We start from the raw sequence: 25,589 nt of genomic DNA on the forward strand, positions 1-25,589 counted from the left end.
CTCGCCGAACGAGGGCTTGAGGTCGACTATCGCTCGGTCTGGGAGTTCGTCCACGCCGAGGGTCTGTCGTACAAAAAAAGACGTTGGTCGCGGCCGAGCAGGATCGCCCCGACGTAGCGCGCCGACGGGCGCAATGGCTGGCCTATCAGAACCGCATCGATCCTGCCCGCCTGGTGTTCATCGACGAAACCTGGACCAAGACCAACATGGCGCCACTCAGAGGCTGGGCGCCAGTTGGGCAGCGCATCAAGGCAAAGGTGCCGCACGGCGACTGGAAAACCATGACGTTCCTGGCCGCCTTGCGCCATGACGGCATCACCGCGCCATGGCTCATCGATGGGCCGATCAATGGCGAGCGCTTCCGCCTCTATATCGAGACCGTGCTGGTTCCGACCCTGAAGCCCGGCGACATCGTCGTCATGGACAATCTCGGCTCGCATAAGGGCAAGGCCGTGCGTCGCACCATTCGCAAGGCAGGGGCCAAGTTGATTCTCCTGCCCAAATACTCACCCGACCTCAATCCCATCGAACAGTTCTTCGCCAAGCTCAAACACTGGCTTCGAAAGGCGGCCAAACGGACGGCCGAGACCGTCTGCCAGGCGATCGGCGAAATCCTCAACCGGACGACACCCGCCGAGTGCTCAAACTACTTCGCCAATGCAGGATACGACCGGAGATGACTTCATCCCGCTCTAGCTTCAGGCGGTCGCGCACGCCTATGCCGAAGCGTACTTTGAACGAAATGCGCCGGCTTACCCGCAATTAGGTCACGGCTTCCACTTGCGGCCGCTTGAGACCGCGCAGCCGCGCGGCAAAGCTCGGGCTGAACTTGTCGATCTCGTGCAGGATGCGGCGACGGCTGAAATGAACCTGCCGGCGCGCGCGCCAGCGCAGGTCCGTGTCGATGGTCAGGCTGCGGCGGAAATTCGCCAACTCGAGCCCCCGTTCATCCATCGCCTGCTTCATGGGATCATCATAAAAGGCGGCGATCTTCGCTGCCGCCATGCCGGGCGAGGCCATCCACTGCGGCACGTGCACCATGCACAGGCGCTCCACATCGGTGAGAAGGCGGCTGACACCTGTTCCGGCGGCCGGACAGGATGTCTGATAAGCGTCTCCGATCAGGACGACGCCGTCGCGCTTGCAATTTTCGGCGACGGTGATGTCGGTGAGCCAGCTCGAGACGCGGTCGATGACCTCGAAATCGCCAAAGGTCTTGAGGAGTCCCGGAAGCGTTTCGATGAGCGTTTCGCGCGGGCGGTCGCGCAGCGCCTTGACCCACGGGTCGGTATGCTCCCGGAAAACAAAGAGGTTGGCGCGGGTAACGCCGCCGGCCGGGAAGAAGTTCAGGTAATCGATGCCGTCCGAAACGCGTTCGCCGTAATAGGTCAGTGCCGGATGCTTGAACGCGCTTGCTCCCGCCGGCCGGACATTAAAACCGAAAGTCAGCGATTGGCGCTGGTGGACGAACCGGCGCTCGATGCCGACGTCGCGGCGCAGGATGTCGCCCATGCCGGTGGCAAGCACAAGCAGGCGAGCCGTCACATCCGGCTGCCCGATGATCGACACACGTTGCCGCTCCGGCCCGGCCTGCACCGCGCTCACCCTGCCGGCGACGAAGCGAACGGTCTTGGGCAGTTCGGCCCGCATCGCCGCGACGAGGTCGTCGTAAAAGATGCCGTAATGGCGGGCTCGCGTGCGGTCGAGCACTCGCCCCCTGCGCACGTTGACGATCTCGTCGAATGCCGCGGCCGCCGTGGAAAGACTGTCGAGGAGGCCGATCCGGCGCAGCTTGTTGATCTGGTCGCCGGCGATCTTCTCGACACGGAACTCGCGCGGAAAAACGGGATGGCGGTCGATCAATGTGACACGGTAGCCCGACCGGCTGAGGAGAGTCGCGGCAAGTGTCCCGGAGAGCCCGCCGCCGACGACAGCGATCTCCGTGTCGGTTCCCTCCGGCAGCGGACCAAGCGAATGTTCGGCTGTCATTGGGAATACCTCAACAGGGCATAAAGGGCACGGGGATTGGTGGTGAAGTAGCGCCAGAACAGCCGGCGCGGCTCCATCAACATGCGCCACAGCCATTCGAAACCCGCCTTCTGGACCCAGAGCGGGGCGCGCCGGACCTTGCCGGCAATATGGTCGAACAGCCCTCCGGAAGTCTTGATCACACCGACATTCGAGAGCCGCGAGCCAAAATCGCGGACAAAGATCTGCTCGCGCGGCACGCCGAGGCCGAGCCACAAAATGTCCGGTGCAAGCGCGTCGATCTCTTCGAGCTTTTTCTCGAGCGCTTCGCCGGTGAGGTAGCCATGGCTGTGGCCGACGATGCGCAGGCGCGGATAGCTGGCTTTGATGGCGGTCACGGCCTTGGCGTTCCCGGCCTCAGTCGATCCAAGCAGGTAGAAGGTCGCGGCTTCGTTCTCGGCGAGCTTTGCCACATCGTGGAACAGATCGGTGGTGGCCACCCGTTCCGGCAACCGCGTGCGGCACAATAGGCGCGAGGCGAGCACAAGCGGCTGGCCGTCGGCGAAGATCTGGTCGGCTTCGCGGAAGAGGGCGGCGATCTCCGATTTCGCGCGAGCCTGGGCGATGACCTCGCCGTTGGCGGAGGTGAAGTAGTAGGGACGGCTGCCATGGCGGTGCTGCCGCGCCGCCGCGAGCATCAGGCGGGCGGCGCCCTGCCGGTCGATCACGGTGACAGGCAGCCCGCCAAGCTGCACCGTCGGCAATGCAGGCAGGTCCTGCCGGGAAGGGGCTGCTTCCAGCGCTGCCACGGCGGTCACGCTTGGACGTCCGGTCGAAGTCTGGTGCTGCAACCGGGGAAAACGAGAGGTCTCATGGTTCGCGGACGTCAGATGTTGGCTGGAGTGGAGCGGATCCGATCCGCCGGTCGTAACGCTGTGTTGTTCAAAATCTCTTTTTGAAGTTTCTAAAACTTTTCGCATAGGAGAAGTCGCCCCACTCTCCGGTAGTTCAAACTACCTCCTTCATGGCACCATACGTAAAAAAATCAAAAAGTTAAGCGACATGTTAATAGTTAGTTAATATGGACAATTTGAATCGAAATATAAATCAGTTTAACCTTTTGACCTCGACTTCACTTGCTTTTTGGGTGATTTTGAAGCTGCGTTTTCAACACGAATGCGATGCGATCGCCACTGGTGCGACCACATTGCAATGCCAACGAGCTCCTGATCTATCCTAGGTGATCGTCGGGGCCACGAAATAGTTGGTGAGGCGGGCAGCGACATGCATGGCGCCCGCCAGACGCGCAAAGCGGAAATCGTCCGGCGTCAGCTACTCCGGCAAAGGCCAAGACCGATCTTCATGGCTCTATTTCACACCGATGCCGGCGGTCAGGCCGCCGTCTATCTTGTAATCCGCGCCGGTGCAGAAGCTCGCTCTGGAGGAGCACAGAAAGGCGATGAGTTCGGCCACTTCTTCCGGTTCGCCGATGCGGCCAAGCGGATGCGCCGCACCGAAGCGCCTGTACGCTTCCTCGACATCGGCATCGCTGCCGGTTTCGCCACGCGCGGCCTTCTCCAGGATCGGTGTGCGGATCGAGCCTGGGCTGACCGAATTGACCCGGATTCCGGCCGCCGCGTAATCGAGCGCCAGCGAACGCGTCAGCGTGTGGATGGCGCCCTTGGTCGTGGCATAGGCGGCGACGTTCTGCTGGCAGGCGAAACCCTGCACCGAGGCGACATTGACGATGGCGCCGCCACCGCGGCGGATCATTTCGGGGATGCCGAAATGCGCCGTCAGGTAGATCGAGCCGACATTGACCGTCATGGCCTTGTTCCATGTTTCCCAGTCGGTCGTGGTCGCGGTTCCGTAGGGATGGACGGCCGCCGAATTGACGATCACGTCGAGGCCGCAGAACCGTGCCACCCCGGCAGCGACGGCATCGCGGACCTGGTCCGCCACGGAGACGTCGGTGTCGACGACCAGCGCGCCGGCTTCGGAGCTTTCCAGCTCCGCTCTCATTGCCGCATTGGCCGAGCGGTCGATGCCGCAGGCGATGATCGCAGCACCCCCCGCGGCGAGGCGCCTGGCGGTTGCCAGACCGATTCCCGTCGTCCCCGTCACCAGGGCGACCTTGCCAACAAAATCCTTCATTGCGGGAACTCCTTCAGTCACGTGTCGGAACCCGGCTCTTCCGGCAGGAATCGCAGGGCGAAATCCAGATGGCGGCTCATCAGGTAGGCGTAGGCCACCCTGTCGCGCGCGCGCAGGGCGGCGACGATCTCGCCATGCGCGGCGCGGGTGTCGGCCAGGACCGGGCGCATCTCCTTGCCGATGGTCATGATCCGCAGGATCACCGGGGAAAGGAAGGAATACATGTCCGACAGCATGCGGTTGTCCGCCAGCCCGATCAACGCCATGTGGAAGTCGAAATCATTCTCGGCGGCCTCCTGGATCGAGCGGCTCTCGACGATCCGCGCGTTGACCGCGTCGAGCGCTTCGATCTGCTCGTTGGTGGCGTTGAGCACGATGTGGTCGCCGATGCCGACTTCGATGATGCGCCTGAAGCCCTGAATGTCGGCGAAGGAGGAGCGCGAGACATCCATATGCGCGGCAAAGAAGTTCTGGATGGCGATGCTATGCCCGTCAGCGAGCACAGCCCCGACGCGGGGTTTCGGTTCGATCAGCCCGTAGGTCCGGATAGCGCGCAAAGCCTCGCGCACGGTGTTGCGACTGGCGCCGGTGATCTCGCTGAGCTCGCGCTCTGTCGGCAGCACGTCGCCGACATTGAGCTGCCGCGAGCGGATGAGATCGAGGATCCGCCCGGCCGCGGCATCGACCGCCGAGCTGCCGCCGGCGTGGCGGCGGGCGCCGCTCTCGCGCGCGGCGTGAGAATTTTCCAATGACGAATCTCCCAAATTGTTGGACCAGGATATCCCAAGATTCCGGGAAAACAATCGAGTTGGGCGCCGTCTCGATCAGTTTACCGCGCTACCTGTCGGCCATTAGGCGTCCGATAAAGCCCAAATTGTCATTGACTCTCATCGTGGTCCAACAATAACTTGCCGCTCCCTCTCAAAGGAAGGCAGAAAATGGAGCAGTGCTGGCGTTGGTATGGCCCAGACGATCCGGTGACGCTCGATCACGTCAAGCAGGCCGGGGCGACCGGAATCGTCTCGGCGCTGCACGACATCTATGACGGGCGCGCCTGGCCGCTGGAAAACATCCTGGAGCGCAAGCGGATCATCGAGGCGGCGGGGCTGACCTGGTCGGTCGTCGAGAGCATCCCCGTCCACAACTCGATCAAGATCGGCTCGCCGGAACGGCTGCGCTATGTCGGCTTTTACAAGGATACCATCCGAGCGCTGGCGAAGGCCGGCATCGCGACGATCTGCTACAATTTCATGCCGGTGGTCGACTGGACCCGCACCGATCTGGCGAATCGCCTTCCGACGACGGGTTATGCATTGCGTTTCGACGCGATCGATTTCGCGGCCTACGACCTGTTCGTGCTGAAGCGCCGGAATGCCGAGGCCGGCTACATCGCCGCCCGCATCGCCGAAGCGGAAGCGCGATTGAAAGAGCTCAGCGACGAGAAAATCGACCGGATCGAGCGTAACCTTATCGCCGGACTGCCCGCCACCGAGCGCAGCTACAACCGGGACACTTTTCGCGAGGCCTTGGCCGAGTACGATTCAATTGGGCCAAGGGAATTGCGCGACAATCTCGCCTGGTTCCTGCGCGAGATTATTCCGGTCGCCGAACAGGAAGGGGTGCGCATGTGCATCCATCCCGACGATCCGCCCTTCTCGCTCTACGGCCTGCCGCGCATCGTTTCGACAGCTGACGATGCGCGATTCATCCTCAATGCCGTGGACAGCCCGGCAAACGGGCTGACATTCTGCACAGGCTCCTACGGCACGCGCGCCGACAACGACATCGTCGCCATGGTCAAGGAGTTCGCGGGCCGCATCCATTTCGTCCATCTGCGCAACGTCACCATCGAGGATGACGGCTCCTTCTATGAGGCCGAGCATCTCGAGGGCGGCACCGACATGGCGCATGTCATCCTCGCCCTGATGCAGGAGGAAGCGCGCCGTCGGAAGGAAGGCCGCGCCGACTGGCGCATTCCGATGCGGCCCGATCACGGACATCTGCTCGCCGACGACATCGGCAAGACCAGGATCAATCCCGGTTATTCGCTGATCGGCAGGCTGAAGGGCCTCGCCGAACTGCGCGGCATCATGCGGGCCGTCGAACGGTTCGGGCTGGCATAGGAATCGAAGCCTTCCACCGACGCTACCGGCGAGCGAAATCCGCTGCATGATGACCGCGTGCCGACCGACCAATCGGTGTTCGGCAAGCTGATCCTCCACGGCCGCGTCAGTTCTGGTACTCTCAATACCTGGTCGCGGAGGATTTGCCTGGGGCCGGGACGGTCTTTCTCGAAATCGCATGGAAGTTCGTCAAGGCGGTCGGCGTTGACGAGGCGATCACCGGACGCGTGGAGGTCAAGAAGTTGCGCCCCGACAAGCCGATCTGCAAGATCGAGACCAGCCTGCGCAACGGCCAGGGGGAGTTTTGTCCCACCGGCGCGGTGGCCGTGTTGACCGTCCCGCTGCAAGGCGCATGAGCGCGGTGAGCGGCAGCCCGCTTGGCATGGCCGCCGACAGCGGCCGCTGGCGCGTGCTGTCGCTGCTTTGCCTGGCGGTCGTTCTGTCGCTGACCACCTGGTTTTCGGCGACCGCCATCCTGCCCGAACTGAGGCAGGAGCTTGCGCTCGGCGCCGGCGGGGAGGCCTGGCTGACCAACGGCGTTCAGGTCGGCTTCGTGATCGGTGCGCTGGGGGCGAGCCTGGTCAATCTTCCCGATTTGGTGCGGCTCAGCCGGCTGATGGCGGCCGCCGCCTTTGTCGCCGCGCTCGCCAATGCGAGCCTGCTGCTTCATCCCGGGCCAGGCAGCGTGATCGCCGCGCGTATTGTCACCGGCGCAGCGCTTGCCGGCGTCTATCCGCCGGCGCTGAAGCTCGTCGCCACCTGGTTCACGCGCGACCGGGGGCTGGCGCTCGGCGCAGTCATAGGCGCGCTCACCATCGGCTCGGCGCTGCCGCATCTTTTTCGCGCTGTCCTGACCGCGCTCGGCTGGCGGCCGGTGGTCGCGGCCGCCAGTGTAGCAACGACGGTCGGCGCGCTCCTGTTTCTCTTGTTCGCAAGGGAGGGGCCCTATCCTTTCGGCAAGGCGGTGTTCGAGCCATCGCGCATCGGGCAGGTGTGTCGCGAGCGGCCGCTGCTCCTGGCCAATCTCGGCTATCTCGGCCATATGTGGGAACTCTACGCCATGTGGGCGTGGCTGCTTGCCTATACGCGCTCGGCATTCGAGGCGCAGGCGATCGGATCGGCCGCTGCCGCCTCGCTTTCGACCTTCTTCGTCGTCGCCTCCGGCATCATTGGCTGCCTGTTGGGCGGCTATCTGTCGGACCGCATCGGCAGAACCGCGACCACCGCCGGCATGATGATCGTCTCGGGAAGCTGTGCGCTGCTTATGGGCTTCCTGTTTGCCGGGCCGCTTTGGCTCTTCATGCTGGTCGCCGTCGTCTGGGGTATTTCGGTGATCGGCGATTCGGCGCAATTCTCCGCCGCAGTGACCGAGCTTGGCGATCGCCGCTTCGTCGGCACAGCGCTGTCGGTGCAGCTTGGCGCCGGCTTTGCGCTGACGGTGCTCGCCATCTGGCTCACGCCGCGCTTCGCCGACTTCATCGGCGGCTGGCGCTGGGCCTTCCTGCTGCTGGTGCCGGGCCCGCTTCTCGGGGCGGCCGCTATGCTGTGGTTGCGAAACTTGCCGGAGAGCGTGAAAATGGCCGGCGGCCTCCGCTAGCGCTCTTGCTCCTCGACTGTCTAGCGCTGGAGCCGATTGAGAACTTCGTCGCTACGCAAATCGCCAGCGCTGGGCCCGCGCTGCTCCGTTGGGCGTAAGGTTGGCGATTGCACATTTGCCGGGAACAATGCAGCCTAGCTTCGAGGCTCGAAAGCTGCCTCCCGGAGCGGGGCCATGCAGGCAGGATACGCGGCACAGTTACTGGTGCAGATGTCATGACACGCGCCCAGTTGGCCGGCGTCATCCTGGGTCTGTCGCTGGTCGCAGCGCTTACCATTGTCCGGGCGAGCGACCCGCAGCCGTTGAGACTCGCCCGCGAAGCGACGTTCGACCAGTATCAGAGGCTGGCACCTCGCCGCTTCGAGTCGATGCCCGTCCGCGTGGTGGACATCGACGAGGTCTCATTGCAGCAGTTCGGGCAGTGGCCGTGGCCCAGGGATCGCATGGCGGCCCTGGTCGAAAAGCTGACGGAGCTTGGTGCGGCAGCCATCGCGTTTGACATTCTTTTCGCCGAGCCCGACCGGCTGTCGCCTCGCACTGTCCTCCGCGACGTGCCGGGCATCGATCCGGCCCTGCTCGACCGCCTGCCCGACAATGACGAGATCTTCGCCGGGTCGATCGCCGGCAAGCCAGTTATCCTGGGCTACGGCATCTCCAACGAAGGGAACTATCGGCCGCAAATCAAGGCTGGCATTGCCTTTATGGGCGAGAGCCCGATCGCTGCTCCTCCGCCTATCAAGGCAGCCACGCCGCTGCGGCCGCAGCTTGAGGCCAATTCACCCGGCATCGGACACATCAGCCTCAATCCCGGCAGATCGACCGCTGTGGTGAGGACAGCCCCACTCTTTCTGACTGATGGCGAGCAGCTTTATCCGGATCTTGCCCTCGAAGCCATAAGAGTAGCGCAGGGGGCCTCCACCTACCTCATTGCCGGCGCGCCGGATCGGCAGGGCATAATGACCTCCGTCAAGATCGGCGACTTCGTTATCCCGGTGACCTCGGCCGGCGAACTCTGGCTCTATGTCAGTCCCGACAGGGCCGAGCGTTATGTTTCGGCGAAGGACGTGCTTGCACCCGGCGGCGTCTCGTCCGAAACGAGGGCCGCGATCGAAGGCAGCATCGTGTTTGTCGGCACTTCGGCCGCCGGGCTGCAGGACATTCGTGTCACCGCGCTCGGTGAGAACGTGCCGGGCGTCTCGATCCACGCGCAGATCGTTGAACAGGTGCTGTCCGGCCACTATCTGTCTCGGCCCGATTGGGCAAACGGGCTGGAAATCGCGTCGATCGCGATGCTCGGCAGCCTCCTGGTGATTCTGACGATTTTCGTAAGCCCCGCGATTGCGCTCGCCTGCGGCCTTGCGATCACGGGACTGGCGCTCGTCGCATCATGGTTTGCCTTTTCGCTTGCGGGACTGCTGTTCGACCCGTTTGCGCCGATCCTCATGGGCACGATCACGCATTTCGCGACAACCTCTTTCCGCTTCCTGGTGACTGATCGAGAGCGGCGCGCGATCCGGCGGGCCTTCGGTCAGTATTTGTCGCCATCGCTTCTCTACCGGATCGAGCACACGCGCGACGCGCTTCGTCTTGGCGGCGACGACCGAGAGCTGACCGTGATGTTTGTCGATGTGCGAAACTTCACGGAGATCAGCGAAAGACTGCCGCCCACCGCCGTCGTGCGGTTTTTGAACACGCTTCTCGACGCGCTCAGCCGTCATGTCACCGCCAATGAGGGCACGCTCGACAAGTTCATCGGCGATTCGATCATGGCCTTTTGGAATGCCCCGGTCGACGTCACCGATCATCCCCGCAAAGCCGCTCGCGCGGCATTGGCGATGCGCGAGACGATTGCCCGCCTCAACGAAAGCGATGCATTCGGATTCGGGGCCGGGCAGACGGTTCGCATCGGTATCGGAATCCATACCGGCGTCGCCTGTGTCGGAAATATGGGCGCGGAGTCGCGTTTCAACTATTCGGCCGTTGGCGACGCGGTGAACATCGCAGCGCGTATCGAGACAACGTGCAAGACGGTGAGTTTCGATATCCTCGCGTCCGACGACACAGTAAGATCGCTGCAAGGCTGGGCCTTGCTCGATGCGGGATCGCTGGAACTCAAGGGAAAGAGCACGAGGACCAGAATCAATGCCGTCGTCGGCGATGAGAACGTTGCGTCGTCGCCGGATTTTGCGGAATTGCGGCTTCTCCATGGCAAGCTCGTGGAGGCGTTGCAATCGCGCTTGCCAGGCAGCCGAAAGATGATCGCGGCGGCAAAAGTCAAGGCCGCGGGCCTGCCGGCAGGGTTGCAGGAATTCTATGGCCGGATCCCGCGCAGAGCGGACGATTTTGTTGGCAAGCGAGCGGGAGCGGCGATGGAAACGAATGCCGGCTATGCGGAGCAACAATTCGGCTCCGGTTCCTGACCTTCATTCATGCAGGGCGGTCGACCGCTCGACTCGGTGGTGTTCAAGGGCAACAATTTCGTCCACCCCGACGTAGAGGCGAGTTGGCCCAGACCGGTTGGCGAAGTGCGGATACGGACGCGCCGAGAAAAAGAGCGGCTATCCGTTGCTCTTGCCGCTGCCGGCCACCGCCGTCGTCGCTACTTTTTGCCAGGACCCTTGGATTTTCCGGGATTGCTGGGATCGTGCTTGCCCGGATCATTTCCATGGCCGTTGTTGCCGTCATCTTTGTCGCCCCGCGGCGGGCTCGGCGGATCGGGGGTGCCCGGACCGGGTGGTGCCGGTGAGTTGCGCCGCTGCGGCCGCGCCGTATGCTCCTGCTGAATGGCAGCCGTAAGCCCGCAATTTCCGCCGATTGCGTCAAAGCCTCCCGAGAGCTGCTGATTGCCGGTCAGAAACGGCAATGCCCGCGAGGTCCCGAGTGTGGTGAGCACAGATCGATTGACCTTGACAACGTCGGTCATTGAGCCTGACGGCGTCGCGACCACACAATCGCAGCGCCGCTTCAGTTCCCTGCATCCGCCGCCGCTGCAGAATCGGGCCGACCCCTTAAGCAGCACGACGGCGGTTTTGCCGTTGGGCGCGATGTGGACATCGAATGCTGTTCCCCGCACGCCTATTGTGCCTGCGGGCGTCACAATCTGGTAGGCGGACGAAGGCGAGTTCCCGCTTATCCAGCGAAACGTTCCCTTGGCAGCGCGGATGGTGAGCTTCTTCACCGAATTATCATCGTTGAAGACGTATTTGTCGAGGACGACGGAAGAACCCCACCCCACCGCCAGCTTGGTGCCATCCCGGAACACGAATTGGCCAAGCCCGGTGTTGGATGTCCTGATACGTTCGTCCCGATGAACGGGTGCGCTGACCACCAGTGGTCCGGTTGCGCCGGTAACGGCAGTCTTGATCACGACTGCCCGGCCCACTGCTTCGGCGGCTATGGTCGGCGCATTGATGAGATTCGCGGCAAGCGCGACAACTGCAGCCCACCTCAAGGACGGCATGGCATCCTCCCCGAAACGCCTTTATTAGCACATGCTTGAAAGGCTGTCCCCGCGGAGTCATACCTCAATTTGAGTAGGACATGGCTCTTTCGCTCGGGCGACGCTCGAAGGCACAATTGTCGACGTTAGGTCCTGCGCTTGGGTGGGCCGCGCGGGTTGCCCCCTCGCTCATCGGGTCGGAGGTGGGATAACGCCAATGCTGTTACTGAATTCGTCTGGCTGAGGGACAAGGCGATGTTCTGCGTGGGCGGCGCGAGAGCGCCCGCATCTGGGGCATCGATCACGGTTTGTGTCGGCGCGCTGTCTTTGCAGATCTTCAGCCCATTCTTGGGCAGTTTAGCCGCGTCGGCCACGAGGGAGGAGCGCCATCGCCCTGGCCGCATTTCTGAAAGCAAGCAATCGGCCAGCCCGCGACCCGTCTCGATACGAGTGCATGTATCCACCGTGATCTATCTGCAGCGCACGAGGCCGACAAGGCAAATAGGCTGGGCATCGGATCCAATGTGCATAGCAGCTGAGCAGACGCTGCTCAGCATATGAACCCTCTTGGGTAATATAATTTGAAAAAATTGCTCCCTCATGTTCAAAACAGGTCGATAGACCCGCGAGAAATGGGTTCGAATCCTGCGGGGGCCCGCGGTCCTCAGGCGAGAATTCTAAAGAGGTTCGACAATGACCCAGCACGTACAAGATGCTCGAATTCTCATGTACAGCCACGACACGTTCGGGCTCGGCCACTTGCAGCGCTGCCGCACGATCGCGCATTCCCTGGTCGAGGATTTCCACGGACTTCAGGTGCTGATCATTTCGGGCGCGCCTATCGCCGGCGCCTTCGACTACCGCGCCCGCGTCGACTTCGTGAAGATCCCGAGCGTCATCAAGTTGCGCAACGGCGAATACACTTCGCTGGAAAAGGATATCGATCTGCATGAGACGCTAAGAATGCGCCAGTCGATCATTCGCCACACAGCCGAGACGTTTCGGCCGGATATCTTCATCGTCGACAAGGAACCGCTCGGGCTGCGCGGTGAGATCGAGGACACGCTGTCCTACCTCAAGACGCGAGGCACTACGCTGGTGCTTGGCCTGCGCGAGGTGATGGATGCGCCGCATCTGCTGGAAGCAGAGTGGGAACGCAGGGATGTGATGCGCAAGATAGGCCTGTTCTACGACAAGGTCTGGGCCTACGGTCCGCCGGATTTTTACGATCCGTTGACCGGCCTGGATGTGCCGCCGGCTATCAGGGCAAAGATGAAGTTCGTCGGTTTCCTGCAACGGAGCCTGCAGAAGAACGAGTTGCCCGGCCACCGCCCCGAGGGCGACTATATCCTCGTTACGACCGGTGGCGGCGGCGACGGCGCCGATCTGATCCACAACGTTATCGATGCCTATCAGCAGGATCCGCAATTGCAGCATAGGGCGTTGATCGTGCTTGGGCCCTACATGCCGGCGCGCAAGCGCAACAAGTTTCTTAAGAAGGGGTCCAAAATCCCATATATCAAGATCATCGAATTCGACAACCGCATGGAAGAGCTGATTGCCGGCGCCAAGGCGGTAGTGGCGATGGGCGGTTACAACACCTATTGCGAGATACTGTCTTTCGACAAGCCGGCGCTGATCGTGCCGCGCGTCAAGCCGCGCGAGGAGCAACTGATCCGCGCACGGCGAGCAGCCGAACTCGGTCTCATCAAGATGCTTTCGCCGGAAGAAGCCGAGGATTCCCAGCGGTTTGCCGATACACTGAAGGTGCTGCCGGATCGGCCCCGCCCATCGCAGAGCAATCCGCATCTGAGGCTGGAAGGGCTGCCTCATATTTCCGCGATCGTCGCGGAACTGCTCGACAGGCGGGCGGGCCATCATCTTTCGGTCATTGAAGGCATCAACTGAGTTGCAACATCGCAAGATCGTCGTGGTTCTGAAGGGTTATCCGCGGCTGTCGGAAACCTTCATCGCGCAGGAACTGCTCGGGTTGGAGCGAGCGGGGTTCGACCTGATACTCGTTGCGCTGAGGCGGCCAACCGACGCAAAACGCCATCTGGTGCATAACGAGATCAAAGCGCCCGTCCATTATCTGCCGGAATACCTGCATGAAGAACCGCTGCGCGTGGCTCGCTCGCTGTTTGCTTGTCTGCTGCGGCCAGGCTTCTGGCGCGCGCTCGGATCGCTGGCTGCCGACATCCCCCGCGACTTTACGCGCAATCGCGTGCGCCGCTTCGGGCAAGCGCTCGTGCTGGCGGCCGAATGGCCGGAAGATGCGGGCTGGCTGCATGCGCATTTCGCGCACACACCGGCATCGGTGACACGCTATGCCAGCCAGCTTCGCGGTCTGCCCTGGAGCTGCTCGGCCCATGCCAAGGACATCTGGACTTCGGCTGACTGGGATCTGGCCGGCAAGCTTTCCTCGGCGCGCTGGACGGTCACCTGCACGAAAACCGGCTTCGACCGTCTAAAAAAACTCGCTAACGGCAACTCGTCATTACATCTGAGCTATCATGGGCTCGACCTTGATCGCTTCGGCAGCTTCCGCGGGGCGCGGAAACCGCATGACGGCTCGGCACCGGACGAACCGGTTGTCGTTCTGAGTGTCGGGCGCGCCGTTGAAAAGAAAGGTTACGATACGTTGCTGGAGGCGCTTGCCCTCCTGCCTGGTGATTTGGCGTGGCGTTTCGAGCATATCGGCGGTGGCGACGAACTGGAACGGCTCAAGGCGTTGGCGCAAAAGCTCGGCCTGGATGGTCGCGTCTCTTGGAAAGGCGCGCTTGCTCAGGAGGAGGTGCTTGAGCACTACCGCCGCGCCGACATCTTCGCCCTGGCCTGCAGGATCACCGCAAATGGCGACCGGGACGGTCTGCCGAATGTTCTGGTTGAGGCGGCCAGCCAGCGGCTTGCCTGCGTGTCGACCGATATTTCCGGCGTGCCGGAGCTTTTATCTTCGGATGAAACCGGGCTGCTGGTCCCGACAGAAAATCCAATTGCCCTGGCACAGGCGCTGGAGCGCCTTATCCGTGATCCCCTGCTGCGCGCCCGCCTCGGTGACGCTGCAGAGTGGCGCGTGCGCGCCAATTTCGATCATATGACAAGCATTGGGCAGCTCAAGGAACTGTTCGAGCGGGAGTGGCGGGCCGCCGAATGAAGCGACTGCGCGCCTTCTTCTATGTCCAGCACCTCCTCGGTATCGGCCATCTTGCGCGCGCCAGCCGCATTGCGGCGGCTCTGGTCGATGACGGGTTTGACGTAACCGTGGTGACGGGCGGCGCGCCGATCGCGGGGTTTCCAGGATCGGGCGTCAAATCTGTATCTCTGCCTCCCGTCACCTCCGGCGATGAAGGATTTTCCGGACTTGTCGACCTGCAGGGCAAACCCATCGACGATGCTTTCAAGAAATGGCGTTCGGAGATGCTGTTGCAGGCCTATCGGGATTGCGGGCCCGATATCGTCATCGTCGAGGCGTTTCCATTTGGACGCCGGCAGATGCGTTTCGAACTCCTGCCGCTGATCGAGTCCATCGAGGCGACATCACCCAGACCGCTGCTGGCGACGTCCGTCCGTGATATCCTTCAGGAGCGCGTCAAGCCGGGCCGAAACGAGGAAACGGTCGATCTCATCAACAGGCATTTCGACCTTGTCATGGTCCACGGCGATCCGGCTTTCGCAACCATCGACAAGACCTTTCCATTGGCTGGGGCGATCAGGGCCAAGGTTGCCTACACTGGGCTCGTTGCCGCGCCGCCACCGCCCGCGGTCTCCGAGCGCTTCGACGTTCTGGTGTCGGTTGGCGGCGGGGCTGCCGGAAAGAGCCTCGTCAGTGCCACTGTCGCAGCGGCGCGGAATGCCAACGGCGCTTGGAAATGGTGTTTGATCACCGGTCCAAACCTGCCGAAAGGCGAGTTCGATGCGATCGCACGCGATGCCACGCCGGGCCTGTCGATCTTCCGGTTCCGCGAGGATTTCGCCAGCCTGCTGAACGGCGCCCGCCTGTCAGTCTCGCAGGCGGGTTACAACACGGTCTGCGACGTCCTGCGCGCGGGTTGTCGCTCGCTGCTCGTTCCGTTTGCAGCGGGCGCGGAAACCGAACAGACGGTTCGCGCCCTGATGCTCGAAGAACTCGGTCTTGCAACGGTGCTGACGGAAAAGGACCTAACGCCTGAAGGTTTGGCACGAGCGATCGAACAGGCGCTTGCTGGACCGAGGCCGTCCGCGCATCGTCTCGATCTGGAAGGCGCGCGTCGCTCAGCGCAAATCCTGCGCGAGCGACATCGAACATGGTCCCTGAAAACGGAACTCTAGCTAACGCGCGTCGCCCCGGTGAGATTCGCGCGACGTCGTTATTCGAGAGCCGCCACGCTTTGAGCGAAATGCGTTAAACAGTTCCAATCAGCATGAAGCGCGTATAATTTTTTGTCGGCAGTTCGCCCGAGAACCGCACCTCCCGTAGCGCCGCCATTGCTTCGAAGGCTGCCAGTGAAGCCACGCAGTTGATGTGGGTCGGCTCGCTGAAATAATCGTTCGATTGCAGCAATACATTCGTGCCCCGCGGAAGCAGGGCAAGCCAGGCGCGCAGATCGACTATGTGTTCGCAGCTCGTATTGACCACCAGGTCGGGCTGCGCGGCCGCATAGTCAACGGCGTACATATCTGCCGTCAGCGCCCGGAACCGGTCAACGGCATCCCGGTTGAGGGTCCGGGCGACCGGCGCGACTTCGGGATCGATGTCGACGCTATCAATCGCCCCGATGTCGAAGCGAGCATCGTTGAAAAGCATTGCCGGCAGTACGCCGTACCATCCACCCAGAACACATATGCGCCCGAACCGGCCGCCGCAGCTGTCGAACAGCTTGTCGAGTGCCCACATCTTGCAGGCGACCTGCTTGTGGTTGAAGGCGTTGGCGATATCGGCCTGCGGATGCCTGGCGATGACGCGCGCCAGCCCTGCCACGAGAGGGTGGTTGACATAGGCGGCAATTCCCCGCGTGAGGTCCAAGGCCTGTTCGTGCCCGTCCATGCCCGCATTGCGTGGTTGCGTGACATCCATCATACTCGTCTTGTAGGTTGGGATTTCGGGCGACACAACGCAATCTTGCCCCGGCAAGGCTGGTTGGTTCGCGGACGTTGATCATGCTGCACGCCGCTTCGCCATTGCCCCGTGCCGGAGAGGGGCTGTCGCATCAGTCCGGACCATCGGCGTTCATGCGCCAGCATCAGCAGCGCAGCTGTGGCGGCCGTTCGCCAAAACGCCACGGCAGCCGTCAATCGTTTGGCCAGCTGCTTTCTTCGCTGATCAACAATGCCCGTGTTGCGGTCATCGACCATGCGCCTGAACTGGATCGCGCCGCCTCGCAGCGTCCTTTCATCGTTGAGCGCAGGACAATCACGGTGCACTGTGGCTCGAAGCATGTCGTTGGCGATGAAGAAATTGCCGATGCGCCATTAGCCAGGTGCTTCTATGTCCTGCAGCCTTGCAATTGAACGGTCCACGGTCGGATGGAACCCAGTCTAGCCCGCTATATCTGGACGCACACCAAGAAGCAGCAGGTCTGGATATTGATGATCGTCGTGCTTTCGATGATCCCCTATTTCATATCCTTCGATCTGCCGAAGCTGATCGTCAACGGCCCTATCCAAGGTAAGGGTTTCGGAGAACCCGGCGCGACCCAGCCGTTCATGAGGCTGCACTATGACCTGCCGTTCATTGGTGAGGTGCAGTTCTTCTCCGGCTTTCAGCTCGACCGCACGGAGACGCTGTTTGCGCTGAGCATTGTTTTCCTTTTGCTAGTCATCATCAACGGCCTGTTCAAACTCTACATCAACACATACAAAGGCCGACTTGGCGAGCGCATGCTGCGGCGTATCCGTTTCGATCTGATCGATCGCGTGCTGCGGTTTCCGCCGATTTACTTCAAACGCGTGAAATCCGCCGAAGTGGCGACCATGGTGAAGGACGAGGTGGAGCCGCTGGGGGGCTTCATCGGCGATGCCTTCCTGCAGCCGGTGCTGCTCGGCGGTCAGGCGCTGACGGCCATGCTGTTCATCATGGTGCAAAACTTCTGGCTCGGAACGATTGCGGTCGTGATCGTGGTGATCCAGATCGTGCTCATCCCGCGCATGCGGCGGCGGCTGATCGTGCTCGGGCGCGAACGGCAGTTGACGGCGCGCGCGCTCTCGGGCCGGGTCGCCGAAATCGTCGACGGCATCGGCGCGGTTCACGTCCACGACACATCAAACTACGAGCGCGCCGACATAGCTGCCCGGCTCGGCCTCATCTTCAAGATCCGCTTCGATCTTTACCAATGGAAATTCATGGTGAAGTTCCTCAACAATTTTCTGGCGCAGCTCACGCCCTTTCTGTTCTACATGATCGGTGGCTACCTGGTCATCCGGGGGCGGCTGGACGTCGGCCAGCTGGTGGCCGTGATCAGCGCCTACAAGGACCTGCCCGGACCGATGAAGGAACTGATCGACTGGGATCAGGCTCGCCAGGACGTCCAGGTCAAATACCAGCAGGTCGTTGAACAATTCACCGTCGAGGGTCTCATCGCGCCGAGAATTGGAGCGTTGAGGATCGACGCTCCCGGTCCGATGACCAACCCGCTGTCGGCGATCAATCTGTCCATAGCGGACGATGGCGGTGGAATGCTCCTCGACCGGATCTCGCTCCAGGTCAAGCCGGGTGAGACGGTGGCGCTGGTCAGCACCGCAACAGGTGGAGCGGAGGCGCTGGCAGAAGCCTTCGCGCGGTTGAACTGGCCGGACAGCGGAAAGATCGCTTCGGGCGCCGACGACCTGCTTGAACTTCCCGAAGCGGTGACCGGGCGGCGCATGTCCTACGCCTCGTCGGATGTTTTCCTGTTCCATGCAAGCCTCCGCGATAACCTGCTCTACGGGTTGAAGCATGCGCCGCTGACATCGGTGCCTTATGAGGGTGCTGCGGCAGACCAGCAGCGCTGGAACATTCACGAGGCGCGGCGGTCGGGCAATTCGGACCTCGATATCCGGAGCGACTGGATCGACTATGCTTCCGCCGGGGCCACCGGCCCGCACGACCTCTTTGAGGCAGTGCGCCGGGTGCTCGACGCGGTTCTTCTGTCGCGCGACATTCTGGATCTCGGCTTGCGCTCCTCGGCTGACCTGACGCGTCACACGGAACTCGCCAGGCGTATCGTCGAACTGCGTGCGGCGCTGCGAACCAGGCTGGAACAGGAAGGGCTGAGCGGACTGGTGGTTCCTTTCGAACCAGGCGCCTACAACAAGGAAGCATCGATCGGCCAAAACCTGCTCTTCGGCGCCGCCGCCGGCCCCGAACTGGCCGACAAGGCGCTAGCGGCCAATCCCTATTTTGCTTCTGTGCTGAGACAAGCCGGGCTCGACCGCACGCTTTTCGAAATGGGCATGGAGATCGCCGAACAGGCGATCGAGCTGTTTGCCGACCTGCCGCCCGATCACCAGTTCTTCCAGCAGCTCGCCTTCATGGGCGCCGAAGAGATACCCGCCTACGAAACCTTGCTACAACGGCTCAAGAACCGTCCCTACGAGGCAGTTTCGGAGAACGATCGCGCCATGATCGTTACACTGAGCTTTGCCTATATCGAGCCCCGGCACCGCTTCGGCCTGCTGAGCGAGGATTTGATGAGCAAGATCGTCGCTGCACGCAACCGGTTCTATGAAACCCTGCCGTCCGAACTGCAAAATGCGATCGAACGGTATGATCCTGCCAAATACATTGCCGCGGCCAGCGTCATGGATAATGTCCTGTTCGGGCGTGTGGGCAACAACCATCCCGACGCGCCGGATCGCATCCGCTCCATCGTCTATGACATTCTCGACGAATTGGGGCTTTATGCCGAACTTCTGGATGTTGGCCTGGACTTCAACGTCGGCGCCGGCGGCAGGCGGCTGACCGCTGGACAGCGGCAGAAGCTCGACGTTGCCCGGGCCCTGCTCAAGCGTCCCGATTTTCTCATTCTCAACCGGCCGCTGTCGGCGCTCGACCAGCGTGCGCAGGACAAGGTGCTGCGAAACGTGCTCGACGAAGCCAGGTGCGACGGCCATTCGCCGGCAATTGTGTGGGTCGTGACGAATCCAGCAATGGGGATGATGTTCGATCGCGTTATCGTCTTCGACTCGGGTAAATTGGTGGAAGACGGAACGCTCGAGACACTTTTGGCAGGGAAGGGTATCTTCAAGGAACTGCTGTCTTAGACCAACGGGCATTGAGATGGGATCGTTCTGTCGGTGGGAATTGGCTGCAAGGCCACGGGATACGGCGCCTGGCAAACGCGAATTTTGAGAAGGTTTGCGACAATGCTGCTCAAGGATGAAGTTGGAATGCTGCAACGCGTTCCCTTGTTCTCCGGCATCGAACCGACAAAGCTCAAGCTGCTTGCGTTCACATCCGATCGTGTGAGCTACAGCGCCGGCCAGATCCTTTTCCGGCAGGGCGACGAGGGAGACGCCGCCTATGTCATCCTTTCAGGCAGGGCGGATGTTCTGGTCGATTCCGACAGCGGGCCAATAAAAGTTGCCGAACTGGCGCCAAATTCGATCGTTGGCGAGATCGCCATATTGTGCAACAGCTCCCGCACTGCCACCGTCAGAGCGGCAAGTCCGCTGGAAGCCTTGAAAATCAGCAAGGATCATTTCCTGAGGCTTATGAAGGAGTTCCCGGAGATGACCATCGAGATATTGCGGGTTCTTGCCGATCGTCTAAGCCATACGACCGCGGACCTGATCGACGCACGAAACGCCTAGCAGCAGTTGTTTGGCCACGACGGGCGAAGGAGCAGCATGGATTTCCTGGTCAGGTTTTGGGGCGTGCGGGGCAGCATTTCGGTATCGGGACCAGAATTCTCTCGCTATGGCGGCAACACGAGCTGCATTGAGATGCGATGCGGCAAGCATATGCTTCTGTTCGACGCCGGCTCTGGCCTAGGGCTTGCCGGCAGAGCGTTTCGGGCCTCGGGCGTGACCGATTTCGAGCTGTTTTTCACCCATTGCCATTACGATCACATCATCGGGCTGCCGGCTTTCAAACCAATCTATGACCGGAGCGTCAAGGTCAGGCTTTGGTCCGGCCATCTTGCAGGACGCATGACGACCCGTCAGATGGTCGATGAATTCATGCGGCCGCCGTGGTTTCCGGCCAAGCTCGACATCTGCAAGGCAAGCATCGACTGCCGCGATTTCGTATCCGGAGACGTTCTAAGGCCGCGCGAAGGAGTGGTCGTCCGGACCGGCAGTCTCAACCATCCGGGAGGCTGCATAGGTTACCGCGTCGAATGGGGCGGCCGCATCGTGGCGGTGATCACAGACACTGAGCACGAGCCGGGTAAGCTCGATCAGGCGGTGCTCGACCTGATCGAAGACGCCGACCTCGTCATCTACGATTGCACCTACACCGAGGACGAAATGGAAGACCGCCGTGGCAACGGGCACTCGACATGGCAGCAGGGCGTCAAACTGTGTGAGGCAGCCGGTGCCCGAGGGCTTGGGCTGTTCCACCACGATCCGACACGCACCGACGACCAATTGGACGAGATCGAGAAACTGGCCAAAGCCAGGTTTGCCGGCGCTTTTGCCGCGCGGGACGGCCAGACGCTCAAATTTCCAGTCTCATTGCACAAAAAGCGCTGAGCTATTTTGCTCTATCTTATTGTTTTGATGCAATTCCGGAGGAAAATCGCTCACACTTTTCCTGGAATTGCTCTACCGCCGCTACGCCCGATCAATGTCCTGATCGGAAGCCATGCGCAGGCTTCAGTCTGTGCGGCGACTGTGAACAGCCGTTCGAGAAAAAGCCAGGCCGATTCATCGTGGACGAGATGATGGGTGAGCAGGCCGACCGGTTCGCCACCGTCGAATGCATGCCGCAATTGCGCAATGATGGCCTGAACCAAGGACCCATGATCGCGACAGCCGCGCGTGCCATGCCAATCGATGATGTCGACATTGCTGTTGATGACCGGCACTGGGGCCGGCTTCGGCGGCCCAAAGACCGACAATGCCGCAAATCCTACCGATCCAAGCTCCGATACCAAGCCGGGGTCGATTCTGTTCCAGGGTGGCACCAGCATCGGAACGGCACGCGCGCCGTGCAGCCCGGTTAGGCGCGACAGCCCGCGAGCCATATCATCGAGCACCGCCTGGCGTGGCCGATGCGCGCCGAGTTCCTGCTTTTTCTGGTCCTCCGGCGCATAGTTTCGGTGCGCCCAGCCATGGATGGCGACCGAGGCATGCGGCGCCTCGTCAAGCCGGACGACAAGCCTCTCGTCAGTCAGCGCCGGAATGACGGCCAGAGTGAGCGGAACCGCGAATTCACGGGTGAGGTCCAGCAGCCGATCAAGCGCAGCCGTCGGATCCACAGCGTCGTCGTCGCGCAACCAGAACTCCGCCTTGCGGTCCGCCCGTCGCCAGCACGCCAGTTCTTCCACCAAGGGCTGCCAGATCTGATCGAATGTCATGCAACCGCGATCTTCGCAAGGAGTTCGGAAAGACACGCCGCTGCAGTAGCGAGGGAGCGTTTTTCGAGGATGAAACGTCTGGCGTTGCCGGCCATGGCGGTTCTTTCGTCGTCACGGACCAGAAGCCTTTCAATGGCAGACGTGAACGCTGCCACATCGCCCGGCGGGGTGAGAAATCCGGTCTGGCCATCCCGCACGACCTCCGGCACGCCGGCGATGTCCTGCGCCACCACCGGAAGGCCGGCAGCTTGTGCTTCAAGATAGGCAACGCCATAAGCTTCGCCGCAACCCGGCCAGACGTAGATCCCTCCACTGTAGAGGACATCCGGCACGGCGGCTGGCTCGATCGCGCCAAGCCATTCGATCCGGTCGGCGGGCAGGCCGGCGAATTGCGCTTTGACCTCGTCACGGGCAGGCCCGTCCCCGACGACCGACATGGTCCAGGGCAGGTGGCCGATCGGAGCGAGGGCGTGCGCGAGCATGCGATAGCTATCGACCTTGTCGCCCGGTCGCATCATGGCGACGGTAACGAGACGCGTCGGACAACCACGCGCCGGCAGTTCCCGGAATACCGATGTGTCGATGAAGGGCGAAAGCATGCCGAAAACGGCGTCTGGAAGAGCGTCTGTCAGTCCCCGACGATCCCTTTGCGTGAAGCAGATGTTCAGCGCCGCCTGTTCGACGGCTCGCGCCACCAAGGCTTGCATATCGGTCCAAAAACCGACGTTGCGCCGCTTCGAATAGGAGGCTTCCGCGGTCACATAGGGGATGGCAAAGGCCGACGCCAGCTCGGGCCCGATCAGGTCGGGCGCCTTGTAATAGAGATGATAGGAGAACCAGAGGTCGGGCTTGCCGTCACGCTGCCAAAGCTCTGTCAGCCGCGCGACTTCCTGTCGGGCTTCGACCTTGAGCGCATCGAAACTTTTCGACTCCGGTTCGCGTAGATAGAAGCGCAATTCGGATGCCAGATCGACGCGATGCCCTCCATGCTCAAGCGCCTTGATCAACATCCGTGCCATCTGACGGTCGCCAGAGGCAACGGCATGATTGGGCGACTTCAGCGGCGCGTAGAAGGCAATTCGCATCGCCGGAGCCTATCATTCGAAAGCCTGCGCAAGTCAATTTCGAAGCATGATCGAGTTTCACCTTCAAGCAGTGGAATGTGCTATTGCATGCTCATGGAAACAGCCGCAGCGTCCGACCCGTTCGTCGCTTCCTTGCCGGTGTTCGCGAAGTTCGAAAGCGTTGCCGACATCGACAACTATCGGCCGCTCCCCGATGGCTGGGCGCTGGCCACCGCCGACATCGTCGGCTCGACCAAGGCGATCGGGGCCGGGCGCTATAAAACCGTGAATATGGCCGGCGCCAGCGTCATTTCGGCGCTGCTCAATGCGCTGGGTCGGCAAGATCTTCCCTTTGTCTTCGGCGGCGACGGCGCGCTCGTGGCGTTTCCGAGCTCGGCCCTGGAGATAACGCGCAACGCCCTGGCGGCGGTCCAGCGATGGGTGGCGGACGAGTTGGCCCTGACCCTGCGCGCCGCAATCGTGCCGATAGAGGATATAAGAGCGCAAGGCCTCGACGTTCGGGTAGCGAGGTTCCGGGCCTCCGAAGCGGTGTTCTATGCCATGTTTGCCGGCGGCGGCGGCAGTTGGGCGGAGGCCGAGATGAAAGCGGGGCGCTACCTGATCGATCCTGCGCCGGCCAACGCGCGGCCGGATTTGACCGGTCTCTCCTGCCGCTGGAGCCCGATCGAAGCCCGGCATGGCGAAATCGTCTCGATCATAGCCGTTCCGGGGGCCTCGCGCGATGTGCGCGGCTTTCAGGTTCTGGCTTCCGACATCATCGCCCTTGTCGGTCGACAGGAACGCGATGGCCATCCGGTGCCGGTGAACGGGCCGGCCTACGGTTTTTCGCCCGCCGGCCTCGATCTCGAGGCCCGGGCCGTCGCGCCGGCGGGAAGGCGGTGGTTGTCGAAGCTGTGGATAGTGTTCCTGTTGTCGCTTGCGGCTGTGACCGATCGATATGGCTGGACGATCGGGAGGTTCGATCCGAAGATCTACAAACGCGACGTGGCCAGCAATTCGGATTTCCGGAAGTTCGATGACGGCTTGAAGATGACCATCGATGTAGATGCGGATTTGTTGCAGCGGATCGAGCACCGGCTGCAGCAGGCCGAAGAGGCGGGCATTTGCACCTATGGCCTGCACCGCCAGCAATCGGCGTTGATGACGTGCCTCGTCGCCTCGCCGCTGCAGCGCGATCATGTTCATTTCATCGACGGCGCCGCCGGCGGTTATGCGATGGCTGCCGCAAGCCTGAAGGCGAAGGTGTCGGCCTGACGACGGCTTGCGGAGATCCATTTTCCGCAATATGCCTCGGGGTTGTTGGACCCACATGAGCCTCGCCGTGGAAGCGGGCAGTCTGTCCACATTGAGGAAAACAGATTTTTGGACGCCTCACGATCGACATATGACAGTCTGCTGAACCGGATTTCGACGCGCACCGCGCAAGTCGGGGTGATCGGACTGGGTTATGTCGGATTGCCGCTGGCGGTCGCGGTAGCACGCGCCGGCTCCCCGGTTTTCGGCTTCGACATCGAAGCCCAGAAGGTCGAGAATCTGAACAGCGGGCAATCCTACATCGAGGCAGTGACGTCCACTGCCCTTGCCGTCGAGGTGTCGAGTGGACGGTTTCGCGCCACTGCGGATTTTGCCGAACTGGCCGTCTGCGATGTCATCATCATCTGCGTTCCGACGCCGCTGACGAAAAACCGCGAGCCAGACCTCTCCTTTGTCAGGAACACGGCAGGCACCATCGCGAAGCATCTGCGTCTCGGCCAGCTGGTCGTGCTGGAATCGACCACCTATCCCGGCACCACCGACGACGTGATCAAGCCCATCCTGGAACAAACCGGCTTGCAGTCGACAATAGACTTCTTCCTTGGCTTCTCGCCCGAACGCGAGGATCCCGGCAACCGCAGCTTTGAAGTCGCGACGATCCCCAAGGTCGTGGCAGGCGACGGCATTGAAGCGGCGGCGCTCGTGAAGGCCTTCTACCAAGGTGTGGTCAAGACCGTCGTTCCGGTTTCCACCACCGCGACCGCCGAGGCGGTCAAGCTGACGGAAAACATCTTTCGCTCGGTCAACATAGCCCTGGTCAACGAGTTGAAGGTCGTGCTCGGTGCGATGGGCATCGACATCTGGGAGGTGATCGAGGCGGCAAAGAGCAAGCCCTTCGGCTACATGCCTTTCTATCCTGGGCCCGGACTTGGCGGGCACTGCGTCCCCATCGATCCTTTCTACCTGACGTGGAAGGCGCGCGAATACGAACTGCCGACCCGCTTCATCGAGCTGGCGGCAGAGATCAACACGGCTATGCCGCGTCATGTGGTCGATCAACTGGCCAGGGCGCTGGACCGGCGTTGCGGCAAGGCTCTCAGCCGCTCGCGCATTCTCATCATTGGGCTCGCCTATAAGAAGAATGTGCCGGACATCCGCGAGAGCCCTTCATTGCGGCTCATTGAACTCATCGAGGAATGGGGCGGCAAGGCCGAATTCCACGATCCGCACGTCAGAGAAATTCCGGCGACACGGGAGCATATGCCGATCAAGGGGCGTCGGTCTGTCGAATTGAGCGAGGGGACCTTGAAGGATTTCGATGCTGTCGTCGTTGCAACCGACCACGACGCGATCGACTATCAGGCGATCGCCGATCACGCCCTTCTGATCGTCGACACGCGCAATGTTTTCGGCCGCCTCGGGCTAGCCCGAGAGACGGTGGTAAAGGCCTGACGGCGGTCTGAGCCGGCGAATTCTTTGCTCGATGTCAGGATC

Annotated in this window: 21 protein-coding genes and 1 pseudogene; 14 read left to right on the forward strand and 8 right to left on the reverse strand. The window is 61.8% G+C overall.

Going from position 1 to position 25,589, the window contains the following annotated elements; translation table 11 throughout:
• A pseudogene (locus tag A9K71_RS09890) lies at positions 1 to 680 on the forward strand (IS630 family transposase); the annotation flags it as partial.
• Between the two features lie 82 nt (positions 681 to 762).
• Here the strand turns inward: A9K71_RS09890 and A9K71_RS09895 are convergent.
• The 4 genes from A9K71_RS09895 to A9K71_RS09910 all read right to left on the reverse strand — a co-directional run bounded on the left by A9K71_RS09895 (position 763) and on the right by A9K71_RS09910 (position 4,871).
• A complete protein-coding gene (locus A9K71_RS09895) occupies positions 763 to 1,989 on the reverse strand; it encodes an NAD(P)/FAD-dependent oxidoreductase (RefSeq protein ID WP_066994022.1) in 1,227 nt (408 codons plus the stop codon).
• Positions 1,986 to 2,666 (reverse strand): WecB/TagA/CpsF family glycosyltransferase, encoded by a 681-nt coding sequence (locus A9K71_RS09900; protein ID WP_245299590.1) that lies wholly within the window; start codon positions 2,664 to 2,666, stop codon positions 1,986 to 1,988. Before A9K71_RS09900 ends, A9K71_RS09895 begins: the two co-directional genes overlap by 4 nt.
• 670 nt (positions 2,667 to 3,336) lie before the next feature.
• Complete coding sequence (locus A9K71_RS09905; RefSeq protein WP_066994025.1) at positions 3,337 to 4,122, reverse strand: SDR family oxidoreductase; 786 nt, start codon at positions 4,120 to 4,122, stop codon at positions 3,337 to 3,339.
• A gap of 17 nt (positions 4,123 to 4,139) precedes the next feature.
• On the reverse strand, positions 4,140 to 4,871 hold the full coding sequence (locus tag A9K71_RS09910; protein ID WP_066994028.1) for an FCD domain-containing protein: 732 nt from the start codon (positions 4,869 to 4,871) through the stop codon (positions 4,140 to 4,142).
• A 189-nt stretch (positions 4,872 to 5,060) separates the two neighbouring features.
• Between A9K71_RS09910 and uxuA the strand changes: the two genes are divergently transcribed.
• The 4 genes from uxuA (at position 5,061) to A9K71_RS09930 (ending at position 10,262) form a co-directional block, all read left to right on the forward strand.
• A complete protein-coding gene (gene uxuA, locus A9K71_RS09915; protein WP_066994031.1) occupies positions 5,061 to 6,245 on the forward strand; it encodes a mannonate dehydratase in 1,185 nt (394 codons plus the stop codon).
• 143 nt (positions 6,246 to 6,388) lie between these two features.
• Entirely contained in the window at positions 6,389 to 6,601 is a 213-nt protein-coding gene (locus tag A9K71_RS09920) for a hypothetical protein (RefSeq protein WP_066994034.1), read from the forward strand.
• Entirely contained in the window at positions 6,598 to 7,842 is a 1,245-nt protein-coding gene (locus A9K71_RS09925; protein WP_066994038.1) for an MFS transporter, read from the forward strand. The genes A9K71_RS09920 and A9K71_RS09925 overlap by 4 nt, the downstream gene beginning before the upstream one ends.
• Before the next feature lie 215 nt (positions 7,843 to 8,057).
• Entirely contained in the window at positions 8,058 to 10,262 is a 2,205-nt protein-coding gene (locus tag A9K71_RS09930) for an adenylate/guanylate cyclase domain-containing protein (protein ID WP_066994041.1), read from the forward strand.
• Positions 10,263 to 10,441: 179 nt separating this feature from the next.
• Here the strand turns inward: A9K71_RS09930 and A9K71_RS09935 are convergent, their stop codons facing one another.
• The gene (locus tag A9K71_RS09935) at positions 10,442 to 11,302 is read right to left on the reverse strand and encodes a FecR domain-containing protein (protein WP_066994044.1); all 861 of its coding nucleotides are present in this window, start codon (positions 11,300 to 11,302) and stop codon (positions 10,442 to 10,444) included.
• Positions 11,303 to 11,974: 672 nt separating this feature from the next.
• On the opposite strand from A9K71_RS09935, the gene A9K71_RS09940 reads away from it, so the two are divergent.
• The 3 genes from A9K71_RS09940 to A9K71_RS09950 are packed head-to-tail and all read left to right on the forward strand — an operon-like array spanning position 11,975 to position 15,589.
• Positions 11,975 to 13,189, forward strand: coding sequence for a glycosyltransferase family protein (locus A9K71_RS09940; RefSeq protein ID WP_066994049.1), 1,215 nt, complete (start codon positions 11,975 to 11,977; stop codon positions 13,187 to 13,189).
• Between the two features lies 1 nt (position 13,190).
• A complete protein-coding gene (locus A9K71_RS09945) occupies positions 13,191 to 14,435 on the forward strand; it encodes a glycosyltransferase (protein WP_066994052.1) in 1,245 nt (414 codons plus the stop codon).
• Positions 14,432 to 15,589: a glycosyltransferase family protein gene (locus tag A9K71_RS09950; RefSeq protein ID WP_066994055.1), complete on the forward strand. Its 1,158-nt coding sequence runs from the start codon at positions 14,432 to 14,434 to the stop codon at positions 15,587 to 15,589. The genes A9K71_RS09945 and A9K71_RS09950 overlap by 4 nt, the downstream gene beginning before the upstream one ends.
• A gap of 73 nt (positions 15,590 to 15,662) precedes the next feature.
• On the opposite strand, the gene A9K71_RS09955 is transcribed toward A9K71_RS09950, so the two are convergent.
• On the reverse strand, positions 15,663 to 16,334 hold the full coding sequence (locus A9K71_RS09955; protein ID WP_082980460.1) for a class I SAM-dependent methyltransferase: 672 nt from the start codon (positions 16,332 to 16,334) through the stop codon (positions 15,663 to 15,665).
• Between the two features lie 83 nt (positions 16,335 to 16,417).
• On the opposite strand from A9K71_RS09955, the gene A9K71_RS09960 reads away from it, so the two are divergent.
• From A9K71_RS09960 to A9K71_RS09975, 4 genes are all read left to right on the forward strand, one after another.
• Positions 16,418 to 16,768 (forward strand): hypothetical protein, encoded by a 351-nt coding sequence (locus tag A9K71_RS09960; RefSeq protein ID WP_156752630.1) that lies wholly within the window; start codon positions 16,418 to 16,420, stop codon positions 16,766 to 16,768.
• 15 nt (positions 16,769 to 16,783) lie between these two features.
• A complete protein-coding gene (locus A9K71_RS09965; protein WP_066994064.1) occupies positions 16,784 to 19,498 on the forward strand; it encodes an ABC transporter ATP-binding protein in 2,715 nt (904 codons plus the stop codon).
• 102 nt (positions 19,499 to 19,600) lie between these two features.
• Positions 19,601 to 20,047 (forward strand): cyclic nucleotide-binding domain-containing protein, encoded by a 447-nt coding sequence (locus A9K71_RS09970; protein ID WP_066994067.1) that lies wholly within the window; start codon positions 19,601 to 19,603, stop codon positions 20,045 to 20,047.
• A 36-nt stretch (positions 20,048 to 20,083) separates the two neighbouring features.
• The gene (locus A9K71_RS09975; RefSeq protein WP_066994070.1) at positions 20,084 to 20,929 is read left to right on the forward strand and encodes an MBL fold metallo-hydrolase; all 846 of its coding nucleotides are present in this window, start codon (positions 20,084 to 20,086) and stop codon (positions 20,927 to 20,929) included.
• Positions 20,930 to 20,979: 50 nt separating this feature from the next.
• Here A9K71_RS09975 and A9K71_RS09980 read toward each other — a convergent pair whose 3' ends face one another.
• Both A9K71_RS09980 and A9K71_RS09985 read right to left on the reverse strand, forming a co-directional pair.
• The gene (locus A9K71_RS09980) at positions 20,980 to 21,756 is read right to left on the reverse strand and encodes a polysaccharide deacetylase family protein (RefSeq protein WP_066994073.1); all 777 of its coding nucleotides are present in this window, start codon (positions 21,754 to 21,756) and stop codon (positions 20,980 to 20,982) included.
• Positions 21,753 to 22,841, reverse strand: coding sequence for a glycosyltransferase family 4 protein (locus A9K71_RS09985; protein ID WP_066994077.1), 1,089 nt, complete (start codon positions 22,839 to 22,841; stop codon positions 21,753 to 21,755). The genes A9K71_RS09980 and A9K71_RS09985 overlap by 4 nt, the downstream gene beginning before the upstream one ends.
• Positions 22,842 to 22,916: 75 nt before the next feature.
• On the opposite strand from A9K71_RS09985, the gene A9K71_RS09990 reads away from it, so the two are divergent.
• Together A9K71_RS09990 and A9K71_RS09995 are read left to right on the forward strand one after the other, a co-directional pair.
• Positions 22,917 to 24,095, forward strand: a complete 1,179-nt coding sequence (locus A9K71_RS09990) for a DUF3095 domain-containing protein (RefSeq protein ID WP_066994080.1) — start codon at positions 22,917 to 22,919, stop codon at positions 24,093 to 24,095.
• A gap of 108 nt (positions 24,096 to 24,203) precedes the next feature.
• A complete protein-coding gene (locus tag A9K71_RS09995) occupies positions 24,204 to 25,547 on the forward strand; it encodes a nucleotide sugar dehydrogenase (protein ID WP_066994083.1) in 1,344 nt (447 codons plus the stop codon).
• Positions 25,548 to 25,589: the final 42 nt, after the last annotated feature.

Origin of the sequence: Mesorhizobium sp. WSM3873 (assembly GCF_001672445.1) — a bacterium.
Lineage (GTDB): Bacteria > Pseudomonadota > Alphaproteobacteria > Rhizobiales > Rhizobiaceae > Mesorhizobium.

What these genes read in the sequence shown, in the direction of transcription:
- A9K71_RS09895 (WP_066994022.1), bottom strand. Translation starts at nt 1,989, where the DNA reads ATGACAGCCGAACATTCGCTTGGTCCGCTGCCGGAGGGAACCGACACG.
- A9K71_RS09900 (WP_245299590.1), bottom strand. Translation starts at nt 2,666, where the DNA reads ATGCTCGCGGCGGCGCGGCAGCACCGCCATGGCAGCCGTCCCTACTAC.
- A9K71_RS09905 (WP_066994025.1), bottom strand. Translation starts at nt 4,122, where the DNA reads ATGAAGGATTTTGTTGGCAAGGTCGCCCTGGTGACGGGGACGACGGGA.
- uxuA (WP_066994031.1), top strand. Translation starts at nt 5,061, where the DNA reads ATGGAGCAGTGCTGGCGTTGGTATGGCCCAGACGATCCGGTGACGCTC.
- A9K71_RS09925 (WP_066994038.1), top strand. Translation starts at nt 6,598, where the DNA reads ATGAGCGCGGTGAGCGGCAGCCCGCTTGGCATGGCCGCCGACAGCGGC.
- A9K71_RS09930 (WP_066994041.1), top strand. Translation starts at nt 8,058, where the DNA reads ATGACACGCGCCCAGTTGGCCGGCGTCATCCTGGGTCTGTCGCTGGTC.
- A9K71_RS09935 (WP_066994044.1), bottom strand. Translation starts at nt 11,302, where the DNA reads ATGCCGTCCTTGAGGTGGGCTGCAGTTGTCGCGCTTGCCGCGAATCTC.
- A9K71_RS09940 (WP_066994049.1), top strand. Translation starts at nt 11,975, where the DNA reads ATGACCCAGCACGTACAAGATGCTCGAATTCTCATGTACAGCCACGAC.
- A9K71_RS09950 (WP_066994055.1), top strand. Translation starts at nt 14,432, where the DNA reads ATGAAGCGACTGCGCGCCTTCTTCTATGTCCAGCACCTCCTCGGTATC.
- A9K71_RS09955 (WP_082980460.1), bottom strand. Translation starts at nt 16,334, where the DNA reads ATGGATGTCACGCAACCACGCAATGCGGGCATGGACGGGCACGAACAG.
- A9K71_RS09960 (WP_156752630.1), top strand. Translation starts at nt 16,418, where the DNA reads ATGCTGCACGCCGCTTCGCCATTGCCCCGTGCCGGAGAGGGGCTGTCG.
- A9K71_RS09965 (WP_066994064.1), top strand. Translation starts at nt 16,784, where the DNA reads ATGGAACCCAGTCTAGCCCGCTATATCTGGACGCACACCAAGAAGCAG.
- A9K71_RS09970 (WP_066994067.1), top strand. Translation starts at nt 19,601, where the DNA reads ATGCTGCTCAAGGATGAAGTTGGAATGCTGCAACGCGTTCCCTTGTTC.
- A9K71_RS09975 (WP_066994070.1), top strand. Translation starts at nt 20,084, where the DNA reads ATGGATTTCCTGGTCAGGTTTTGGGGCGTGCGGGGCAGCATTTCGGTA.
- A9K71_RS09980 (WP_066994073.1), bottom strand. Translation starts at nt 21,756, where the DNA reads ATGACATTCGATCAGATCTGGCAGCCCTTGGTGGAAGAACTGGCGTGC.
- A9K71_RS09985 (WP_066994077.1), bottom strand. Translation starts at nt 22,841, where the DNA reads ATGCGAATTGCCTTCTACGCGCCGCTGAAGTCGCCCAATCATGCCGTT.
- A9K71_RS09990 (WP_066994080.1), top strand. Translation starts at nt 22,917, where the DNA reads ATGTGCTATTGCATGCTCATGGAAACAGCCGCAGCGTCCGACCCGTTC.